Raw genomic sequence first — 17,307 nt, 5'->3', positions numbered from 1 at the left:
AACGGTCACCGACAATTTTCAATGGCCTCGGCGGCAAAATGCGGCACTTTGCTGTGGAAATCATCCGCACCGAAAGTGGTACCGGATTTGATGGCCCCGGTCAGGAAGCCTTTGCCCAACGAGCTGCACGGCATGTTCCCGGCGAATAGTTTGCGCGCCCGCTTCGGACAGGCCGACGTGTTTCACTTTCCCTTCCACAATCAGCTCTTTTACCACGCCTGCGACGTCTTTAATCGGCACATCCGGGTGGACCATAACCGTGTCTGAGACCCATACAGCCCAGACCCAGCGCTGAGACTTCAAGGCCAGATTTACCCAGATAACGTTTTTGCATTAACAATTCCTCATTACACGTCGAGTTTACGACCGGTCAGCCACTGCACCATCGCCGGATCGCGATGCGAGAAGAATGCACTGGTGGCGCTGTCGAGGGCGGTGATTTGCAGCATTTCTTCCTGACTCAGTTCGAAGTTGAGAATATTGATGTTTTCTTCCATTCGCGCTTTACGCACCGTTTTCGCCAGCGACACAATGCCGCGCTGGAAGATCCAACGCAGGACAATCTGGCCGACGCTTTTGCCGTATTTCGCACCGACGGTGGTCAACACCGGATGCTGGAACAGGCCGTTTTTCCCTTCGGCAAACGGCGCCCATGCTTCAGGCTGGATCCCGTGAGTTTGCATCCACGGTACCGCGTGCAGCTGTTGGTTGAACGGGTTCACTTCAATTTGGTTAACCGCCGGAATCACGTTATTAAATGCAGTAAGGTCGGCCAGACGGTCCGGGTGGAAGTTGCTCACGCCAATGGCGCGGATTTTCCCGGCCTGATGCAGCTCTTCCATCGCGCGCCATGCGCCGTGCACGTCGCCATAAGGTTGGTGAATCAGATACAGGTCGACGTAGTCCAGCTGCAGGCGATTGAGTGAGCGTTCGAACTGGGCTTTAGCGCCTTCGTAATGTGTGTCCTGCAGCCACAGTTTGGTGGTGACAAACAGTTCATCGCGCGCGATACCGCTCTGTTTCAATGCATTGCCGACCTGAGTTTCATTCTGATAAGAGGCGGCGGTATCAATCAGTCGATAGCCGGTTTCGATGGCCTCAACTACGGCGCGCTCGCATTCGGCGGCATCCGTCATCTGAAATACACCAAAGCCCAGCAGGGGCATTTCAATGCCGTTGTTCAGTTTTACAGATTGCATGACGTTATCCTTCGCGGTTGTGTGGGCAAAGAATAGCGCAGGGTGATTTATTTGATTAGAGGGTGTAATACGCTAGGGTTAATTAGAATTTCTCATCAATTAAGATTCAGCTCAGCAATCCGGCGCCGACGTTGACCGATAATCCTAAAATCGCCAGATTAAAGACAAATGAGATGACGGACTGCAGGAGCGTAATCTGGCGCATCTCGGTGGTGCCCGTCGCAACATCCGCGGTTTGTGACGCAACGGCAATCGTAAAAGCAAAATAGAGAAAATCCCAGTAACCGGGATCTTTGGGCTTTTCCGGGAAGATCATCGGCGAAACCCCCTTGCCGCGATGGAGGTAATGATGGTGTGCATAATGCATCGCGAATGAGCTTGGCAGCAATGCCCAAGAGACAATCAGCGTCGTTGCCGTCAGGACAAGATGCAGAATACGCGGCGTGCCGGAAAGCGAGTGCAGGGAAGAGAGTTCGCTCAGAATCGCCACGATGCTGGCCATACATGCGACGATAACCATACCCAACACCAGCGCAGCGCTTTGATCCTGAATTTTGGCGATACGCGGAATATCTTTCACGTCGGTCCGCAACATCTGAAACCAGATGAATATCAGGTACAGCCAGGCCACAACGTTCCAGCCGATCAATATGCGTTGCAGCGTACCTGCCGAAACGGGAAGGGCGAAATAACAGATAACGCCCGCAGCGATTGAAATCAGCAGCCGCAGCCGCGTGAACAAGTGAGTCCTTAGCGAAAAACTCATAAGGTAAGTTGTTCTACAAATGATTGATAAGATTAACTGTAGTCGACGGCACGGCGGAGGGGCTTGGGATAACGGGAATTTGAGCGACGTTTCAGTCTGTTGTTCTTCGTCATTGACGCAGGTTAAGCACCTGCTGTACCGCCGCTAAATCCGCCAGCGTGTCGATGTCGTGCCTAATCCCAGCGTCCTGTAAGGCCAGATCCAGGACCTGATGGTGAAGCCGGGCGCTACGAACAATTTCTTTCGCGCCGGAATCGCCCGTCAGGGCCGCCAGCTGCGACAGAAAGTCATGGCTGAATGCCACCGGATGCCCTTGCTGCTGGCGATAGTGCGGCACCACCATCGGTTTTTCGCGTAACCCTTCGGCGATGCGCCGCAGTGAATCGGGCTGAATCAGTGGTAAATCGCCGGGAAGAATCAACCAGCCTGCGGCGTGTGACGTGGCGCGGACGCCTAATGCAATGGATTCGCCCATGCCACGCGTGCCGCCTTCCGGCCTGACCAAATGCCACGCCAGCCCTGCGTCCTTTACCGCCTGAATCACATGCGTTAACACGGTTTGGCCGTGCAGGATAGCGTCGAGTTTATGCGTTGTGGCGCCGCTCGCCCGGAAACGTTCGCCGCGCCCGGCGGCCAGAATGATCACCACGGGGAAGAGCATCACGGTTCCCCGGTTTGCAGGCGGGCCGCCGCCACGTCTGCCAGCACCGAAAGCGCCAGCGATCGCGCATCGCGGGCTTTGGGAAAGATGCCGATCGGGGCTTTGATCCGCGCGATATCGCCTTCGCTCCAGCCACGTTCCCTCAGCGATTGGCTGCGCTGACAATGTGTCCGATGGCTGCCCAGCGCACCGATATAAAACGGCCTGCCGCGAAGGGCAGCCTGTAAAACCGGCAGCTCGTGGTGTAGGTCGTGCCACAGCAGCAGCATCGCGGTGTCGGCATCGATCATTCTGTCGATATCAGCGTCGAGAGCGGTACAGGTGTGGACGTCGTAACCGGCGGCCTGTGCCAGTGCGGCGGTGGTCTGCGCCTCAATGGAGCGACCAAACACAATCACCCGCACACCGGGGCGGTAAACGGTATCGAAGACGTCACCCTGCCAGCCTGTTTTGGGCGGCGAGGCGATACTTTGCAGCGTCTTTGACTGAGGCGAATAGCGCAGCCCGGCAGGCTGGCGTAGTTCCAGTTGGTTAAGCACCGCCAGCAGCGGTTGCGCAGAGCGCAGCCGATGAATGCTGAGCGTGATACCGCCGCCGCAGGGCAGAACGATATCGAAATAAGGTGAGCCTTCGCCGTAGCGCACCTCGCGGTCCTGGCCCGAGGCAATGACCGACATCGCCTCGTAAGCCACGGCGGCCTCCACGCAGCCACCGGAGACAAAGCCGCAGTATAAGCCGTCGTCGCGCACCGCCATTTGTGCGCCCAGCGAGCGTGCCGCGCCGCCACGAATCGCCACCAGTGTCACCAGCGCCGCGCCCATTCCGGCCGTTAATGTCTCGAGCGCAAAGCGTAAAATCTCCCGGCTGTCATCGGTCAGAAACGCCTGTTCAGGCGTAACCCGCGGCGTATCAGTAGGGGCGATGCATATCGCGTTCTGTCCCATCGCGTCTCCTTACACTACGTCTGGCAGGGCGCTGAGATACTTATCCAGCGTGACCGGGTAATCGCGCACCCGCACGCCGGTGGCGTTATATACGGCGTTGGCGATCGCCGCGCTGACCCCGCACAACCCGAGTTCGCCGACCCCTTTGGCTTTCATCGGGGATGAAATCGGATCGGTGTCCTCAAGGAAAATCACTTCTTGCTCCGGCACGTCGGCGTGAACGGGCACTTCATAGCCCGCCATATCGTGATTGACGAAATAGCCCAGTCGCGTATCGACCGCCAGCTCTTCCATCAACGCTCCGCCGAGGCCCATGGTCATCGCGCCAATCACCTGGCTGCGCGCGGTTTTCGGGTTAAGAATGCGTCCTGCCGCGCATACTGCCAGCATTCGCCGGACCCGGACTTCTCCGGTCGCGGCATCCACGCCCACTTCGACAAAATGCCCGGCAAACGTCGATTGCTGATACTGCTTGTCGAGGGAGCCAAATTCGATGGTGTCTTCGGCGGTTAATGTCCCGTCTGACGCCGCCTCGCTGAGTTTGATATGCCTGTCGCCCGCGATGATTTCTTCGTGGGCGAAATGCGCCTGGGTCGCATTAAAACCGAGTTTGCTGGCGATGGCTTCACGCAGCTTCACGCAGGCGGCATACACCCCTGCCGTCGAGGTGTTGGCCCCCCATTGCCCACCGGAACCGGCGGAGATCGGGAAGCGGGAATCACCCAGCCGGACGTCAATTTTTGCCATCGGCACGCCGAGCATCTCCGCCGCCGTCTGGGCGATAATGGTGTAGCTGCCGGTGCCGATGTCGGTCATGTCCGTTTCAACCGTCACGTTGCCGTTGCCATCCAGATGCACGCGCGCGCCGGATTTGGTCAGCAGATTGTTTCGAAAACCTGCCGCTACGCCCATGCCGACCAGCCAGCGTCCGTCGCGAACCTGAGCGGGCGTCGCGTTGCGTTGTTTCCAGCCGAAGTGTTCTGCACCGGTGCGCAGGCACTCCACCAACTGGCGGCGTGAGAAACGCCGCTCAGGATTAGCCGGGTCGACCTGGGTGTCATTCAGGATGCGAAACTCCACCGGGTCGATACCGGCTTTTTCGGCCAGTTCGTCCATCGCGATTTCCAGCGCCATCAGTCCTGGCGCTTCACCGGGAGCACGCATGGCGTTGCCTTCCGGCAGATTAAGTTTCGCCAGTCGTAAAGCCGTATGGCGATTCGCCCCGGCGTAGAGCAGTTCTGTCTGCTGAACGGCAGTTTCGGGCGCGCCGCCGGAAAGATTTCCGGAGCAACTTTCATGGGCGATGGCGGTGATTTTACCGTTGCTGTCGCAACCAATCTGAATATGCTGAATGGTCGCCGGGCGGTGCGTCGTATTATTGGGAATGACGGGTCTCGGCAACATGACTTTCACCGGGCGTTTTATTGCCCGAGCGCCAAGCGCCGCCAGCAGGGCATCGCTTCGCAGAAACAGCTTCCCGCCAAATCCACCGCCGATATACGGAGAGATTATCCGCACATTTTCCATCGGCATCTTCAGGGTTTTCGCCAGGTCGATGTGGCACCAGTTGATCATTTGATTTGAGGTCCAGACGGTCAGCTTGTCGCCTTCCCATACCGCCATAGAGGCGTGCGGCTCCATCGCCATATGGCTCTGATTGGGCGTGGTGTAGGTGGCGTCCAGTTTTACCGCCGCCGTTGACCAGGCGGCATCAAAGTCGCCGACGTTTTTGTCCTCCTCGCCTTTCGGCGCAGTCGCGGAGAGTTTTTCGTCCGCCAACGAATAGGCTCCGGCATCCCGACGATATTCCACGTTCACCAGCGCTGCCGCCGCGCGCGCCTGCTCAAACGTCTCGGCGACCACCAGCGCCACAGCCTGATGATAGTGTTCAATCTCCGGGCCGCCGAGCAGCATGGCGGTGTTTTTACTCCCTTTACCGAGCGGTCCGGCGTTGCCTGAGATCACCACGGTCAGTACGCCGGGCGCGGTTTTCGCCGCCTCGATATCCATGGAGGTGATTCGCCCTTTGGCAATCGCCGCGCCGACGATATAGCCATACGCCACGTTATCAGCCACATCATGCCATTCGTAGGCGTAGTGCGCGCTGCCGGTCGTTTTTAGCGGGCCATCAATTCGGTCGTGGGGCTGCCCGACAACGGTAAGGTTATCAATCGGGTTTTGGCCTGCGGGTTTATCAAATTTCATGTCCGGGCCCTCGCTTCGGTCAGCGCGGAGGCGAGCGTACGCTTCGCCAGCGTCAGCTTGAATGCATTTTCAGGCGTGGGGTGCGCGTGGCTAAAAAGCTGGTCATACACCGCCTGCGCCCCGTGCGGGATTTGCGCGTCAGCTTCAGCTTGTCGCCAGGGTTTATGCGCCACGCCACCGAACGCCACGCGCCCGCTGCCATCGGGCAGCACCACGGCAGCCACCGACACTAGCGCAAACGCATAAGAGGCGCGGTCGCGCACTTTACGGTAGATATGCGTACCGCCAGGCGGCGCAGGGAGTGTCACCGCGACGATCAGCTCTCCCGGTGTCAGGACCGTTTCATGATGCGGGGTATTGCCCGGTGCACGATAAAAATCAGCGATTGGGATTTTGCGTTCGTGTCCGTCCGGATCGACGGTCTCCACAATCGCGTCCAGCAAGCGCATCGCCACCGCCATATCGCTGGGGTGTGTGGCGATACAGGCTTCACTGGCACCCACGACCGCGTGCTGACGGCTAAAGCCTTCAAGTGCCGCACAGCCGCTGCCGGGCAGGCGCTTGTTGCAGGGCTGATTGACATCGTAAAAATAAGGGCAGCGGGTGCGTTGCAGCAGGTTGCCTGCCGTTGTGGCCTGATTGCGCAATTGGCCGGACGCGCCCGCCAGCAGCGATCTGGCCAGAACTGCGTAATCCCGACGGACCCGCGGGTCAGCGGCTAAATCGGTGTTGCGTACCAGCGCACCGATGCGCAATCCGCCCTCGTCGGTGGCATCGATGTGATTCAGAGCCAGACCGTTGACGTCGATAAGGTGTACCGGGGTCTCGATCTCCAGCTTCATCAAATCGAGCAGATTGGTTCCCCCGGCGATAAATTTCGATCCGCTCGAACGTCGGGCGCTGGCCGCCGCCTCGGCGGGCGTTTTCACGCGTTCATAGGTGAAAGCCTTCATGATTTCAGCTCCCCGGCGGCGTCTTTGATAGCGGTCAGAATGTTAGAGTACGCGCCACAGCGACAGAGATTGCCGCTCATGCGTTCGCGAATTTCCTCATCCGTTATGTCGGGTGACGACACTAAATCCAGCGTGACGTGGCTTGGGACTCCTGCTTCTATTTCTTTCAGCACCGCTACCGACGAGCAGATTTGCCCCGGCGTGCAGTAGCCGCACTGGTAGCCATCGTGTTTGATAAACGCCGCCTGCATCGGATGCAGGTTGTCAGGCGTACCGAGGCCTTCGATGGTGGTGATTTCGGCATCCTGATGCATCACCGCCAGCGTCAGGCAAGCGTTGAGCCTGCGACCGTCGACCAGCACCGTACACGCCCCGCATTGCCCGTGGTCGCAGCCTTTTTTGGTGCCGGTGAGGTGCAGGTTTTCGCGCAGCGCATCCAGCAGCGTGGTGCGCGTATCAACGTCAAGCTGGTGGTTTTTACCGTTCACTTTCAGGGTGAGTGGTAGGATTTCAGGCGCAGGCGTTACCGCACGCGTGGGCTGGGCCAGGGCCGTGCCGGGTGGAACAGCTGCCGTGGCCGCGGTGGCCGCACCGACCTTTAAAAGCGTCCGGCGCGACAGACTAAAATCAGGGTGTTGAGATTGACCAGGATGGTTATTTTCAGGTATCTCGCCTTGGTTGCTCATGCCAGGCCTCCGGTATTCACAATGCGTGGATTCAGAATCAGATACGAACGGATTTGTTGGTTTTTTAAACATTAAGCATAGACGGCACTGGACGCAGGATTATTCTTAAATCGCGATTGCCGTCATGAGGGAAATGCATCAATACCGAGGCAGGGAGACGTCTGGCGGCTTACTTTCGTAAGGTGGTGGACAGGGCCATCAGCAGAATATCGTGGAAATCGCCGAAAAATCGCGCACCAAACTGTCCGGATCCCCCCAGGCTGCGGTAGACTAAGCGTAACCCGCTGTCATTTACTGAATTTTATGGCCTGATTGCCTAATGAAAAGAATCAAAAAAGCATCATCGCCTTCCAACGTTTTGCGTTATCTCTGGGGTTCGGCTATCGCCAGCATTGTGCTGACGTCAATCTTGTCCTGGTGGTTGCTGTCCGGTTCCTGGAACGCATGGCACAGCGCCCGTAATGATGTTATCCAGTTCAATGATTTCTACCATGTATTACAGGTTTCCAACGATCTGGCGAGCGAGCGCGCTTATGCCAATGAACTGGTCCTTAGCCCAATGGAGCGAAAAGCGCAGGCCTGGAAATCCCTTGATGACAGCCGCCGGATAACCGATCGCAATCTGGAGCGGATCCCACAAAACTTACTTTCCCCGGCGCTACTGATGGCGACCATCGAACAGCTCGATAATTCGCGTGTGAGCGTCGATACATATCGAAATCAGGAGCTGAGCGACCCGCGGGAAGCGCAGCGTTCGATCAGCGCAATGGTCGAAGCGACTGATTTTTATCACTCAGCGCTGTTCCAGCATACTTCATCATTTCTGCTGCTCGAGCCCAAAGCGCTAGGGCCGATTTTGCGCGCGCAGGCACTGGGGGAATTACGTGATGCGACCGGGCGATTAGGCTCGCAAGTGCTAATCCCGCTCGCCACCCATACGCCGATTCCGCTCAGCAATATGGAAGCGCTGAGCCGGGGCATGGAGCGTATCGACGTGCTGTGGTGGCTGTTGCGTACCCAGGGCGAAGAAGCCAACTATCTTCCTGGTTTTACGCAGCGCCTGGATAATGTGCGTCAGAAATTTGAATCGCAGGGTGTGGCATTGCTGAATAAGCTCAAGTCGGAAAGCGTGAAAAATCAGCCTTATAGCGTGGATGCCGAAAAGTTTGCGGTGCGCTATCACGAAAGCCTGAATGCGTTTGATGAGCTGCTGAACACCTATCTGACCGGGGTGAATAAGCACTACGTCCACGCTGAACACCAGGCATTGCTGCATCTGGTGCTGATTGTCATTATCCTGATCATGCTCTGCGCGCTGACGGCAGGACTCATTTTCTATATTCGCTCCCGGGTGCTTCAGCCGATTTTACGCCTCAACCAGATAGCGAGCGGGATAATCGCCGGGAAGCATCAGGAAGCGCTGATGGACGAAAGCACCGCCGAAGAGGTACAGGAGCTGTTTTCCTCCCTCGGCACGCTGGGCGCTCGACTGCGCGAACAGACCATCCTGAGTAAACGCTTACAGCGCCAGTCGGAGGAGGACCCGCTGACCCACCTGTTTAACCGCCGGGCGTTCGACGAATTGGCGGGAAATCTGATGGCGCAAGCCACGCATGAGCATCCGGCATGGCTTATTATGATGGATGTCGATCACTTCAAGTCGATCAACGATACCTGGGGACACCCCACCGGCGACAAAGTGCTGGTGGCGCTGGCGACCACGCTGAAGAAATTCAGTCGACCAGGGGATGTTATCGGACGTCTGGGCGGCGAGGAGTTTGCGGTAGTCTTTCGCACACCGGGCCACGAAGACGTGACCGGCTACACCACCCGTATTCAGAACGAAATTCGTCAACTGCGCTTCGAAGGGCCGAAAGGGGAACCTTTCACGATAACGGTTAGTTTTGGCGTGGCCTCAGGCTGGCAGCGTGAGTTAGGCGAGGTGTTAGCGGAAGCCGATGCGGCGCTGTATGAAGCAAAAAACAGCGGGCGCGACCGGATATGCGGCTTGCCCGTTCAGACGGCCTGACGCTGAAAACGGCGTGTTAACAGGCCTAAACTACAGTACAGCAGGTAGTAGATGACCGCGATGAAAATGAACAGCGCCATCGGGTAAATCTGCACCCGGTTATTGACCTGTCCGGCTACCGTGGTCAGTTCCGGGACGTTGACGATAAACGCCAGTGAGGTGTCCTTCAGCAGGGCAATCAGGATGCCAGGCAGAGAGGGCATCACATTGCGCAGCGCCTGCGGCAGCAGGATGAACCACAATGCCTGACTCTCGCTAAACCCCTGCGTTTGTGGCGCTTCGTACTGACCGGAAGGCAAGGCTTGCAGGCCTGCCAACACCGAATGCATTACCGCGGCGCTGGTAAACCAGGCTAATGCCAGCGTCACCGTAACCGTCCCGGGCAACGATCCCCCCGTCATCACCTGCAGCACTTCGCCAATGGTTTCGGGATCGAGGGCCGATGTGGGTTCATCAAAGAGGATAATTTGCGGATCGGAGGCCAGTGCCCGGGCGATGGCGACGCGCTGCTGCTGGCCGCCTGAGAGCTGTGAGGGATAATGATCCGCTTTCTCAGCGAGTCCGACTCTGGCAAGCAATGCGCGGGCGCGTGCAGTGGCGTCAGCCTCACCGAGCCGATGTACCGCTTTCAGCGCCAGGGTGATGTTCTGCAGTGCGCTGAGGTGCGCGTAAAGGTTAACTTGTTGAAAGACAAAACCTATCCGGCTGCGCCGTGGAGCGAGAGAAAAGGCCTGACAACATATTAGCGAGAAGAAAAAATGCTTAACTTAGCTGAAAATAAGCGGCAAAAACGTCTCCCGCCAGGAGCGGGAGACGGAGGGCATTAATGATCGAGGAAGACGTAGTTTTCCCAACTGCTCATGCGGATCAAAATCTTACGAATCAGTGACAGCTCTTTGAAGTGATCGGAATAGACCGCGACTTCAACCTGGGTACCCATCGGCAGTTTGTAGTCATCTAGTCGCGGATCGGTAGCTTTGACTTTCACCATGATGCGACCCTGATTAGCCAAATCGGCGGTGGTCAGCAGTCGGCCCTGGCCCTGGAACTGGCTTTCACCAATGGCAGGCAGCACTTCAACCACTTCGCCCGTGAAGACGGTGCCCGGAATTGACGGGAACATCAGCTCAGCTTTATAACCCGGTTGCAGGCGCTGAACCGAGTTCTGGCGGAAGGCGGCCACGTAGGTCTTCTGTGCATCAGCATCTACTGGCACGAAGGTCATCACTGGCGCGAGGCCCAGTGCGGTGGACATAGTCCCTTCACGCAGACCGACGGTACTGACATAGCCCGCAGCAGGCGCACGTACCACGGTATTCTCCAGCTTAAATTCGGCTTTACGTAGCTGGGCTAACAGCGAGGCGACTTTGGTGTTCTGGCCGTTCACCACGGAATTGAGATTGTTTTTTGCTTCTTCAACTTGTGCCTGAGCGGCGGTCACAGCCGCTTCTGTCGCTTTGTATGTCTGGCGGCGGGTATCGACCATCTGATCGGAGAACGCGCCTTTGGCATGACCCTCGTTATAGCGGGCGTACTCGCGCTGTGCTTTGTCGCGATCGGCAATGGCTTTTGCGAGATCGGCCTGAGCCTGGCTCAGCCCGGCATCGAGGGAAAGCGCGTTCTGGCTGGCCTCTTTGACCTGCGCGCGCAGATCGTCAACTTTTGCCTGGAACGGCGTTGGGTCCGTGCGGAAAAGGATGTCGCCTTTCTTCAGCATGACGTTCGCTTTTACCGGCACATCAATGACTCTGCCGCGATTCTGCGTCACGATAGGAACGGTCTGGAAGGCTTGTTTACCGACGTCGCTGAACGGGAAGTTATAATTCATGACCAGGATGATGAGGGTAATGAAAACAATACCGCCGAGTACGGCCGTAGGCACGGTCCACTTATTCAGTGGAATATGGAAAACTTTAAAAATAACGACGCACAGGGCCGCATAGGTAAGTAGTAATAACGTTTCCATTATTTATCCTCCTTCGTCACAACAACGGCGGGACTGTCAGAAACGGCGTTTTTAATCGCGTTAAGTTCGCTTGTTAACCTGTCCACCTGAAGCGTCAGATGGGTCATCTGAGACTGCATGTCGTGTTGTTCTTCGCTGATTTTATGCATGCCCCAGCCCCGGTCTTCACGCCAGAGCGTGGCCCAGATCCATAGGAACGGCCACAGCGCGTGGAGCGTAAACAGACTCACCCAGCCAGCGTAATGGATAGCATCCTGGTGGGGATGGTTACGTTCTTTCGCAATTTCATAAGGGATATCATGGATAACGATAATCCCGTAAAACAGAATGAGAATTACCGCAGCCAGTATTGCCAGGGCAACATAGTCCAGGGTCATGATAAAAACTCCAGCAAAATAACCGAATAAGGGATGGCAGAGAGGGGAAATATCCTTCAGGGTACAGAAGACCACAAAAAATTCAGTTGTACAAATCACGGGCAGTTCAAAAATAAATTATTTAGTCGTGGCGATTGTTGTGCAGTGAAATATAAAAACGGGTGATTTTCTTGTGTAAAAATAAATTAGAGTGAAGAGAGAGTAAAAACGCCTGCCGGAACATTCAGGCGACACTGAGGCGAAAGGGTGAATATTCGTTACGCATTCAGGCTTTTGGTTGAGGGTGCGTCAGGTGATGTCAGGGCATGCTGAAAGAAAGCCCTGAAGGAGAGCATCATGGCCTGGCGACCGTTTCTTTTTCTGATATCCACACCGCATCCGCAGCTTTCACGCCGCCGTGGGAAACTGACGCTGGTGCGATGAAGGCGACGTTTTGTGACTAAGCTTTGCCACTTTTTTTCTAAAAACAGATTGGCATTAGCCAGAATTTTTAATTCCTTTATCAAATCCCCACTGCCGGAAATACTGCGCCCATGACAACAAGGGGAGCAGACACCATGGCACGCGCATCGCATCTTTCATTATTGGCCGCATTGGCCTTCCTCACTTTCCAGGCGCAGGCAGTGAATGTCACCGTCGCGTATCAGACATCCGCTGAACCAGCCAAAGTTGCGCAAGCGGACGACACTTTTGCAAAAGAGAGCGGGGCGACCGTCGACTGGCGGAAGTTCGACAGCGGAGCGAGTGTAGTTCGAGCCCTGGCTTCAGGCGATGTGCAGATTGGTAATATCGGCTCCAGCCCGCTGGCGGTTGCCGCCAGCCAGCAAGTGCCGATTGAAGTGTTCCTTCTTGCCTCGCAGCTCGGAAATTCTGAAGCGCTGGTGGTGAAAAAAGGCATCAGCAAACCGCAAGACTTGATCGGCAAACGCATCGCCGTGCCGTTTATCTCAACCACCCACTACAGCCTGCTGGCTGCGCTGAAACACTGGGGCATCAAACCGAATCAGGTACAGATTGTGAACCTGCAACCGCCGGCCATCGTCGCCGCCTGGCAGCGTGGAGATATTGACGGGGCCTATGTTTGGGCGCCTGCGGTGAACGCGCTGGAAAAAGATGGCACGGTGCTGACGGATTCTTCCCAGGTAGGCCAGTGGGGCTCACCGACGCTGGATGTATGGGTGGTGCGTAAAGATTTCGCCGAGCAGCATCCTGATGTAGTGAAAGCCTTTGCCCGCAGTGCTATTGCGGCCCAGAAGCAATATATCGATAACCCCTACGTCTGGCTCAAACAGCCAGATAACCTCAATAAGCTGTCGAAGCTGAGCGGCGTACCGGAGGCGGACGTGCCGGGGCTGGTGCAAGGCAATACCTATCTGACGGCTCCCCAGCAGGCGCAGCAGCTTAACGGCCCGGTAAACAAAGCGATTGTCGACACGGCTCAGTTCCTGAAGGCGCAGGGCAAAGTGCCCGCCGTTGCGGCGGATTACAGCCAGTACGTGACCGATAAATTTGTGAAATAACGGAGGTCACTATGCTGCAACTCTCCCATCTCAGTGCGAACTACGGCGGAAAACCGGTGCTCGACGACATTTCATTGAGCGTCGATCGCGGTGAACTGCTGGTGGTGCTCGGCCCGTCAGGCTGTGGCAAGACCACGCTGCTGAATTTGGTAGCCGGTTTCCTGCCGTATCAGTCTGGCAGCATCACCCTGAACGGCGTGCCGGTCAACGGACCGGGGGCCGAGCGCGGTGTGGTGTTCCAGAACGAAGGGTTACTGCCGTGGCGAAACGTGCAGGATAACGTGGCGTTCGGCCTGCAGCTGACAGGAATGAACAAACCGGCACGACATGAAATTGCCCGCCAGTTGCTGAAAAAAGTAGGTCTGCAAGGCGCAGAAAAAAGGTTTATCTGGCAGCTTTCCGGCGGCCAGCGCCAGCGAGTAGGAATCGCCCGGGCGCTGGCGGCTGACCCACAGTTACTGCTGCTTGATGAGCCGTTCGGGGCGCTGGATGCGTTTACCCGCGAGCAGATGCAGACCTTGCTGCTGCGTCTGTGGCATGAAACCGGCAAGCAGGTGCTGCTGATTACCCATGACATTGAAGAAGCGGTGTTTATGGCGACGGATTTGGTGCTGCTGTCGGCCGGGCCGGGTAGGGTGACGGAACGACTGTCGCTCGATTTTGCCCGCCGGTTTGTCGCCGGGGAAACCTGCCGCAGCATTAAATCCAGTCCGGAGTTTATCGAACGGCGCGAATACGTGCTGGGCCGTGTGTTTGAACATCGGGAGGCATTCTCATGAGTATTGTGGCGAACGATAAACCGCGCCGCCTGGCGCTGAACTGGCGCTGGCCACTGTCGCGTCAACTGACGTTGAGCCTGTCGACGCTGGCGATTTTGCTGGCACTGTGGTGGGCGGTGACGGCGTTACAACTGATCGCTCCGCTGTTTCTGCCTCCGCCGGGGCAGGTACTGCAAAAACTGATTTCTGTCGCCGGGCCGCAGGGCTTTATGGACGCCACACTGTGGCAGCATCTGTCGGCGAGCCTGACGCGCATTCTGATTGCACTGCTCGCAGCGGCGATTATTGGTATTCCGGTCGGCATTGCGATGGGCCTGAGTCCAACGGTACGCGGTATTCTCGACCCGCTGATTGAGCTGTATCGCCCGATCCCACCCCTGGCCTATTTGCCACTGATGGTTATCTGGTTTGGTATCGGCGAGACGTCGAAAATCCTGCTCATCTATCTGGCGATTTTCGCCCCGGTGGCGATGTCGGCGATGGCGGGTGTGAAAAGTGCTCAGCAGGTGCGGGTGAGAGCAGCGCAGTCGCTGGGTGCCAGCCGGGTGCAGATTTTGTGGTTTGTGATTTTGCCCGGTGCGCTGCCGGAGATCCTGACTGGGCTGCGCATTGGGCTTGGCGTGGGCTGGTCGACGCTGGTTGCGGCTGAACTCATCGCCGCCACGCGAGGTTTAGGGTTTATGGTGCAGTCCGCCGGGGAATTTCTGGCCACCGATGTGGTGCTGGCCGGGATCGCGGTGATTGCCGTTATCGCTTTCGTATTAGAGCTGGGCCTACGGGCGCTACAACGCCGCCTGACGCCGTGGCATGGAGAAATTGCATGAGTGAACGTCTGAGCATTCGCCCGTTAGGGCCGTATATTGGCGCACAGGTTTCCGGGCTGGATTTGACCCGTCCTCTAAGCGATAACCAGTTTGAACAGTTGTACCACGCGTTGCTGCGTCATCAGGTTATTTTTCTGCGCGAGCAGCCGGTCACACCGCAGCAGCAGCGCAGTCTGGCGCACCGTTTTGGCGATCTGCACATTCACCCGGTTTATCCACACGCCGAGGGTGTGGAGGAGATTATCGTCCTCGATACGCATAACGATAATCCGCCGGATAATGATAACTGGCACACCGATGTGACTTTCATTGAGACGCCGCCTGCCGGGGCGATTCTGGCGGCAAAACAGCTTCCCGAAACCGGTGGAGATACTCTGTGGGCCAGCGGGATTGCGGCTTATGAAGCGCTGTCTGCCCCGCTTAAAACGCTGCTCAATGGCCTACAGGCGGAGCATGATTTCCGTAAATCGTTCCCGGAATGGAAGCATCTTAAAACGGAAGACGAGCATCAGCGCTGGCTGAGCGCGGTGGCAAAAAATCCGCCGCTGTTGCACCCGGTAGTGCGCACGCATCCGGTGACCGGCAAGCAGGCGCTGTTTGTGAATGAAGGTTTTACCACGCGTATTGTGGATGTCAGCGAGAAAGAGAGCGAAACGCTGCTGGGATTTCTGTTTGCTCACATCACCAGACCGGAATTTCAGGTGCGCTGGCGCTGGCAAGAAGGGGATGTGGCAATGTGGGACAATCGGGTGACGCAGCATTACGCCAATGCCGATTATCTGCCGCAGCGGCGTATCATGCACCGTGCGACCATCCTGGGGGATAAGCCGTTCTATCGGGCAGGCTGATGGGCTTGTTTTCTGAATATGCGTGAAATCGGGATTTCGCATCGCCGGGCTAAGGGCTGGCGACTTCGCTTTTGCCCTCTCCTGCGGGAGAGGGCATCCGTCGATACGACGGCACAAGCATTAACGCAGGATTTTTTTCTCGGCTAAATCCAGGGCGAAGTAGCTGAAAATCAGGTCTGCGCCTGCGCGTTTGATTGCGCCAAGGCTTTCGAGCACCACTTTCTCTTCATCAATTGCACCTGCCTGAGCGGCAAACTTAATCATCGCGTATTCGCCGCTGACCTGATAGGCGCCAATTGGCAGCTCTGTGCGCTCGCGGATATCACGGATTATATCCAGATAGGCACCGGCAGGTTTCACCATCAGGCAATCAGCGCCCTGGGCTTCGTCGAGCAGCGATTCGCGAATCGCTTCGCGGCGGTTCAGCGGATTCATCTGATAGGTCTTACGGTCGCCTTTCAGCGCGGTTCCGGCAGCTTCACGGAACGGGCCGTAGAACGACGAGGCGAACTTAGTGGAATAAGACATGATCGCGGTATCAGTGAATCCGGCGGCGTCCAGCGCCTGGCGAATCGCCTGAACCTGACCATCCATTGCCGCAGACGGGGCAATGAAATCAGCGCCAGCAGCGGCAGCAACCACGGCTTGCTTCCCGAGATTTGCCAGCGTCTGGTCGTTATCGACACCGTGATCGCACAGCACGCCGCAGTGGCCGTGTGAGGTGTATTCGCAGAAACAGGTGTCCGACATCACAATCATTTCAGGCACGCTTTGTTTGCAAATGCGTGACATGCGCGCCACCAGGCCATCTTCTTTCCACGCATCGCTGCCGGTGGCATCGGTATGGTGAGAGATCCCAAAGGTCATCACGGAGCGGATACCGGCGTTAGCAATGCGTTCAATCTCACGGGCAAGGTGCTTTTCCGGGATACGCATCACGCCAGGCATCGCTTCGATAGCCTTGTAATCGTCAATTTCTTCTTCAACAAAGATAGGCAGCACCAGATCGTTAAGGGTCAGTGATGTCTCTTCAAACATTGCGCGCAGCGCAGCGGATTTGCGCAGGCGGCGAGGGCGAGTGATCAAATCTGTCATGATAGGCCTGATGTTAATGGAACATGCATTCATTGTAACCGAATTAAAGAGGGGCTGATCGGCTAAAATGGCCATTAACGGCCTCTTCAACAGTGGTTACTTCGCCTTTTCGGCCCTTAGAAGATAAATCTGCCAGTTATTAGGTTTGATTATTTAATTTAATAATCAATAAGTATTGTATATATATTCTCGGATTATGTTTTGGCTGTTTTTATATATTTTAGTTTTTGGTTGTTTAATGTGAGTGCGTTATTTGAATGTGTTTGTCTTTTATCCTGATTTAAGCAGGTGTTGTCTGTAGGCCTCATGGATACTGGCTTTCCATCTCATAAAATTCAAAGAATTATTATATTTGTCTGGAATCATACTTTACCCAAAGAACAATTGAACCTTTTTATCAACGCATCGCATAATGCTTCCCGCAAGATAATCTTAGTTTTTTGAAATGCTCGTTG

17 protein-coding genes and 1 pseudogene are annotated in these 17,307 nt (G+C 56.3%); 6 read left to right on the top strand and 12 right to left on the bottom strand.

What is annotated here, in order from left to right:
- Positions 1–17: 17 nt before the first annotated feature.
- The 8 genes and pseudogenes from MUU51_RS21685 to paoA form a co-directional block, all read right to left on the bottom strand.
- Positions 18–334, bottom strand: a pseudogene (locus tag MUU51_RS21685) (hypothetical protein); the annotation flags it as partial.
- A 13-nt stretch (positions 335–347) separates the two neighbouring features.
- Entirely contained in the window at positions 348–1,199 is an 852-nt protein-coding gene (locus tag MUU51_RS21680) for an aldo/keto reductase (protein WP_159772454.1), read from the bottom strand.
- 106 nt (positions 1,200–1,305) lie between these two features.
- Positions 1,306–1,965: a DUF1345 domain-containing protein gene (locus tag MUU51_RS21675; RefSeq protein ID WP_258968575.1), complete on the bottom strand. Its 660-nt coding sequence runs from the start codon at positions 1,963–1,965 to the stop codon at positions 1,306–1,308.
- Between the two features lie 109 nt (positions 1,966–2,074).
- Complete coding sequence (locus tag MUU51_RS21670) at positions 2,075–2,626, bottom strand: nucleotidyltransferase family protein (RefSeq protein ID WP_159772459.1); 552 nt, start codon at positions 2,624–2,626, stop codon at positions 2,075–2,077.
- Complete coding sequence (locus MUU51_RS21665) at positions 2,626–3,570, bottom strand: XdhC family protein (protein WP_258968574.1); 945 nt, start codon at positions 3,568–3,570, stop codon at positions 2,626–2,628. Before MUU51_RS21665 ends, MUU51_RS21670 begins: the two co-directional genes overlap by 1 nt.
- A gap of 9 nt (positions 3,571–3,579) precedes the next feature.
- Entirely contained in the window at positions 3,580–5,775 is a 2,196-nt protein-coding gene (gene paoC, locus MUU51_RS21660; RefSeq protein WP_258968573.1) for an aldehyde oxidoreductase molybdenum-binding subunit PaoC, read from the bottom strand.
- Complete coding sequence (locus MUU51_RS21655) at positions 5,772–6,728, bottom strand: FAD binding domain-containing protein (RefSeq protein ID WP_258968572.1); 957 nt, start codon at positions 6,726–6,728, stop codon at positions 5,772–5,774. Before MUU51_RS21655 ends, paoC begins: the two co-directional genes overlap by 4 nt.
- Positions 6,725–7,414 (bottom strand): aldehyde dehydrogenase iron-sulfur subunit PaoA, encoded by a 690-nt coding sequence (gene paoA, locus MUU51_RS21650; protein WP_159772471.1) that lies wholly within the window; start codon positions 7,412–7,414, stop codon positions 6,725–6,727. Before paoA ends, MUU51_RS21655 begins: the two co-directional genes overlap by 4 nt.
- 319 nt (positions 7,415–7,733) lie before the next feature.
- Between paoA and MUU51_RS21645 the strand changes: the two genes are divergently transcribed.
- Positions 7,734–9,443, top strand: a complete 1,710-nt coding sequence (locus tag MUU51_RS21645) for a GGDEF domain-containing protein (RefSeq protein ID WP_258968571.1) — start codon at positions 7,734–7,736, stop codon at positions 9,441–9,443.
- On the opposite strand, the gene MUU51_RS22135 is transcribed toward MUU51_RS21645, so the two are convergent.
- From MUU51_RS22135 to MUU51_RS21625, 3 genes are all read right to left on the bottom strand, one after another.
- Entirely contained in the window at positions 9,431–10,144 is a 714-nt protein-coding gene (locus MUU51_RS22135) for an ATP-binding cassette domain-containing protein (protein WP_309582926.1), read from the bottom strand. The two genes, MUU51_RS21645 and MUU51_RS22135, sit on opposite strands and share 13 nt — an antisense overlap.
- Before the next feature lie 122 nt (positions 10,145–10,266).
- Complete coding sequence (locus MUU51_RS21630) at positions 10,267–11,409, bottom strand: HlyD family secretion protein (RefSeq protein ID WP_258968570.1); 1,143 nt, start codon at positions 11,407–11,409, stop codon at positions 10,267–10,269.
- Entirely contained in the window at positions 11,409–11,786 is a 378-nt protein-coding gene (locus MUU51_RS21625; RefSeq protein WP_159772479.1) for a DUF3302 domain-containing protein, read from the bottom strand. Before MUU51_RS21625 ends, MUU51_RS21630 begins: the two co-directional genes overlap by 1 nt.
- A 305-nt stretch (positions 11,787–12,091) precedes the next feature.
- On the opposite strand from MUU51_RS21625, the gene MUU51_RS21620 reads away from it, so the two are divergent.
- From MUU51_RS21620 to tauD, 5 genes are all read left to right on the top strand, one after another.
- Entirely contained in the window at positions 12,092–12,229 is a 138-nt protein-coding gene (locus MUU51_RS21620; protein ID WP_159772482.1) for a hypothetical protein, read from the top strand.
- Positions 12,230–12,343: 114 nt separating this feature from the next.
- A complete protein-coding gene (tauA, locus tag MUU51_RS21615; RefSeq protein WP_258968569.1) occupies positions 12,344–13,306 on the top strand; it encodes a taurine ABC transporter substrate-binding protein in 963 nt (320 codons plus the stop codon).
- Positions 13,307–13,317: 11 nt separating this feature from the next.
- Positions 13,318–14,085 carry a taurine ABC transporter ATP-binding subunit gene (gene tauB, locus MUU51_RS21610; RefSeq protein ID WP_258968568.1) on the top strand — a complete coding sequence of 256 codons (768 nt, stop codon included), beginning with the start codon at positions 13,318–13,320 and terminating at the stop codon, positions 14,083–14,085.
- Positions 14,082–14,909, top strand: coding sequence for a taurine ABC transporter permease TauC (gene tauC, locus MUU51_RS21605; protein ID WP_159772490.1), 828 nt, complete (start codon positions 14,082–14,084; stop codon positions 14,907–14,909). Before tauB ends, tauC begins: the two co-directional genes overlap by 4 nt.
- Positions 14,906–15,757 carry a taurine dioxygenase gene (tauD, locus tag MUU51_RS21600; protein ID WP_258968567.1) on the top strand — a complete coding sequence of 284 codons (852 nt, stop codon included), beginning with the start codon at positions 14,906–14,908 and terminating at the stop codon, positions 15,755–15,757. The genes tauC and tauD overlap by 4 nt, the downstream gene beginning before the upstream one ends.
- A gap of 120 nt (positions 15,758–15,877) precedes the next feature.
- Here tauD and hemB read toward each other — a convergent pair whose 3' ends face one another.
- Positions 15,878–16,852, bottom strand: a complete 975-nt coding sequence (gene hemB / locus MUU51_RS21595; protein WP_159772496.1) for a porphobilinogen synthase — start codon at positions 16,850–16,852, stop codon at positions 15,878–15,880.
- Positions 16,853–17,307 lie beyond the last annotated feature (455 nt).

The sequence above is a fragment of the Scandinavium manionii genome (genome assembly GCF_024764775.1).
Classification (GTDB): Bacteria; Pseudomonadota; Gammaproteobacteria; order Enterobacterales; family Enterobacteriaceae; genus Scandinavium; species Scandinavium manionii.
Note: the sequence above shows the minus strand (reverse complement) of the source record. Positions and strands in the feature narration are given on the sequence as shown.

What these genes read in the sequence shown, in the direction of transcription:
- MUU51_RS21655 (WP_258968572.1), bottom strand. Translation starts at nt 6,728, where the DNA reads ATGAAGGCTTTCACCTATGAACGCGTGAAAACGCCCGCCGAGGCGGCG.
- tauB (WP_258968568.1), top strand. Translation starts at nt 13,318, where the DNA reads ATGCTGCAACTCTCCCATCTCAGTGCGAACTACGGCGGAAAACCGGTG.
- MUU51_RS21680 (WP_159772454.1), bottom strand. Translation starts at nt 1,199, where the DNA reads ATGCAATCTGTAAAACTGAACAACGGCATTGAAATGCCCCTGCTGGGC.
- MUU51_RS21670 (WP_159772459.1), bottom strand. Translation starts at nt 2,626, where the DNA reads ATGCTCTTCCCCGTGGTGATCATTCTGGCCGCCGGGCGCGGCGAACGT.
- MUU51_RS21665 (WP_258968574.1), bottom strand. Translation starts at nt 3,570, where the DNA reads ATGGGACAGAACGCGATATGCATCGCCCCTACTGATACGCCGCGGGTT.
- tauC (WP_159772490.1), top strand. Translation starts at nt 14,082, where the DNA reads ATGAGTATTGTGGCGAACGATAAACCGCGCCGCCTGGCGCTGAACTGG.
- MUU51_RS21620 (WP_159772482.1), top strand. Translation starts at nt 12,092, where the DNA reads ATGCTGAAAGAAAGCCCTGAAGGAGAGCATCATGGCCTGGCGACCGTT.
- paoC (WP_258968573.1), bottom strand. Translation starts at nt 5,775, where the DNA reads ATGAAATTTGATAAACCCGCAGGCCAAAACCCGATTGATAACCTTACC.
- hemB (WP_159772496.1), bottom strand. Translation starts at nt 16,852, where the DNA reads ATGACAGATTTGATCACTCGCCCTCGCCGCCTGCGCAAATCCGCTGCG.
- tauA (WP_258968569.1), top strand. Translation starts at nt 12,344, where the DNA reads ATGGCACGCGCATCGCATCTTTCATTATTGGCCGCATTGGCCTTCCTC.
- MUU51_RS21625 (WP_159772479.1), bottom strand. Translation starts at nt 11,786, where the DNA reads ATGACCCTGGACTATGTTGCCCTGGCAATACTGGCTGCGGTAATTCTC.
- MUU51_RS21645 (WP_258968571.1), top strand. Translation starts at nt 7,734, where the DNA reads ATGAAAAGAATCAAAAAAGCATCATCGCCTTCCAACGTTTTGCGTTAT.
- tauD (WP_258968567.1), top strand. Translation starts at nt 14,906, where the DNA reads ATGAGTGAACGTCTGAGCATTCGCCCGTTAGGGCCGTATATTGGCGCA.
- MUU51_RS21630 (WP_258968570.1), bottom strand. Translation starts at nt 11,409, where the DNA reads ATGGAAACGTTATTACTACTTACCTATGCGGCCCTGTGCGTCGTTATT.
- paoA (WP_159772471.1), bottom strand. Translation starts at nt 7,414, where the DNA reads ATGAGCAACCAAGGCGAGATACCTGAAAATAACCATCCTGGTCAATCT.
- MUU51_RS21675 (WP_258968575.1), bottom strand. Translation starts at nt 1,965, where the DNA reads ATGAGTTTTTCGCTAAGGACTCACTTGTTCACGCGGCTGCGGCTGCTG.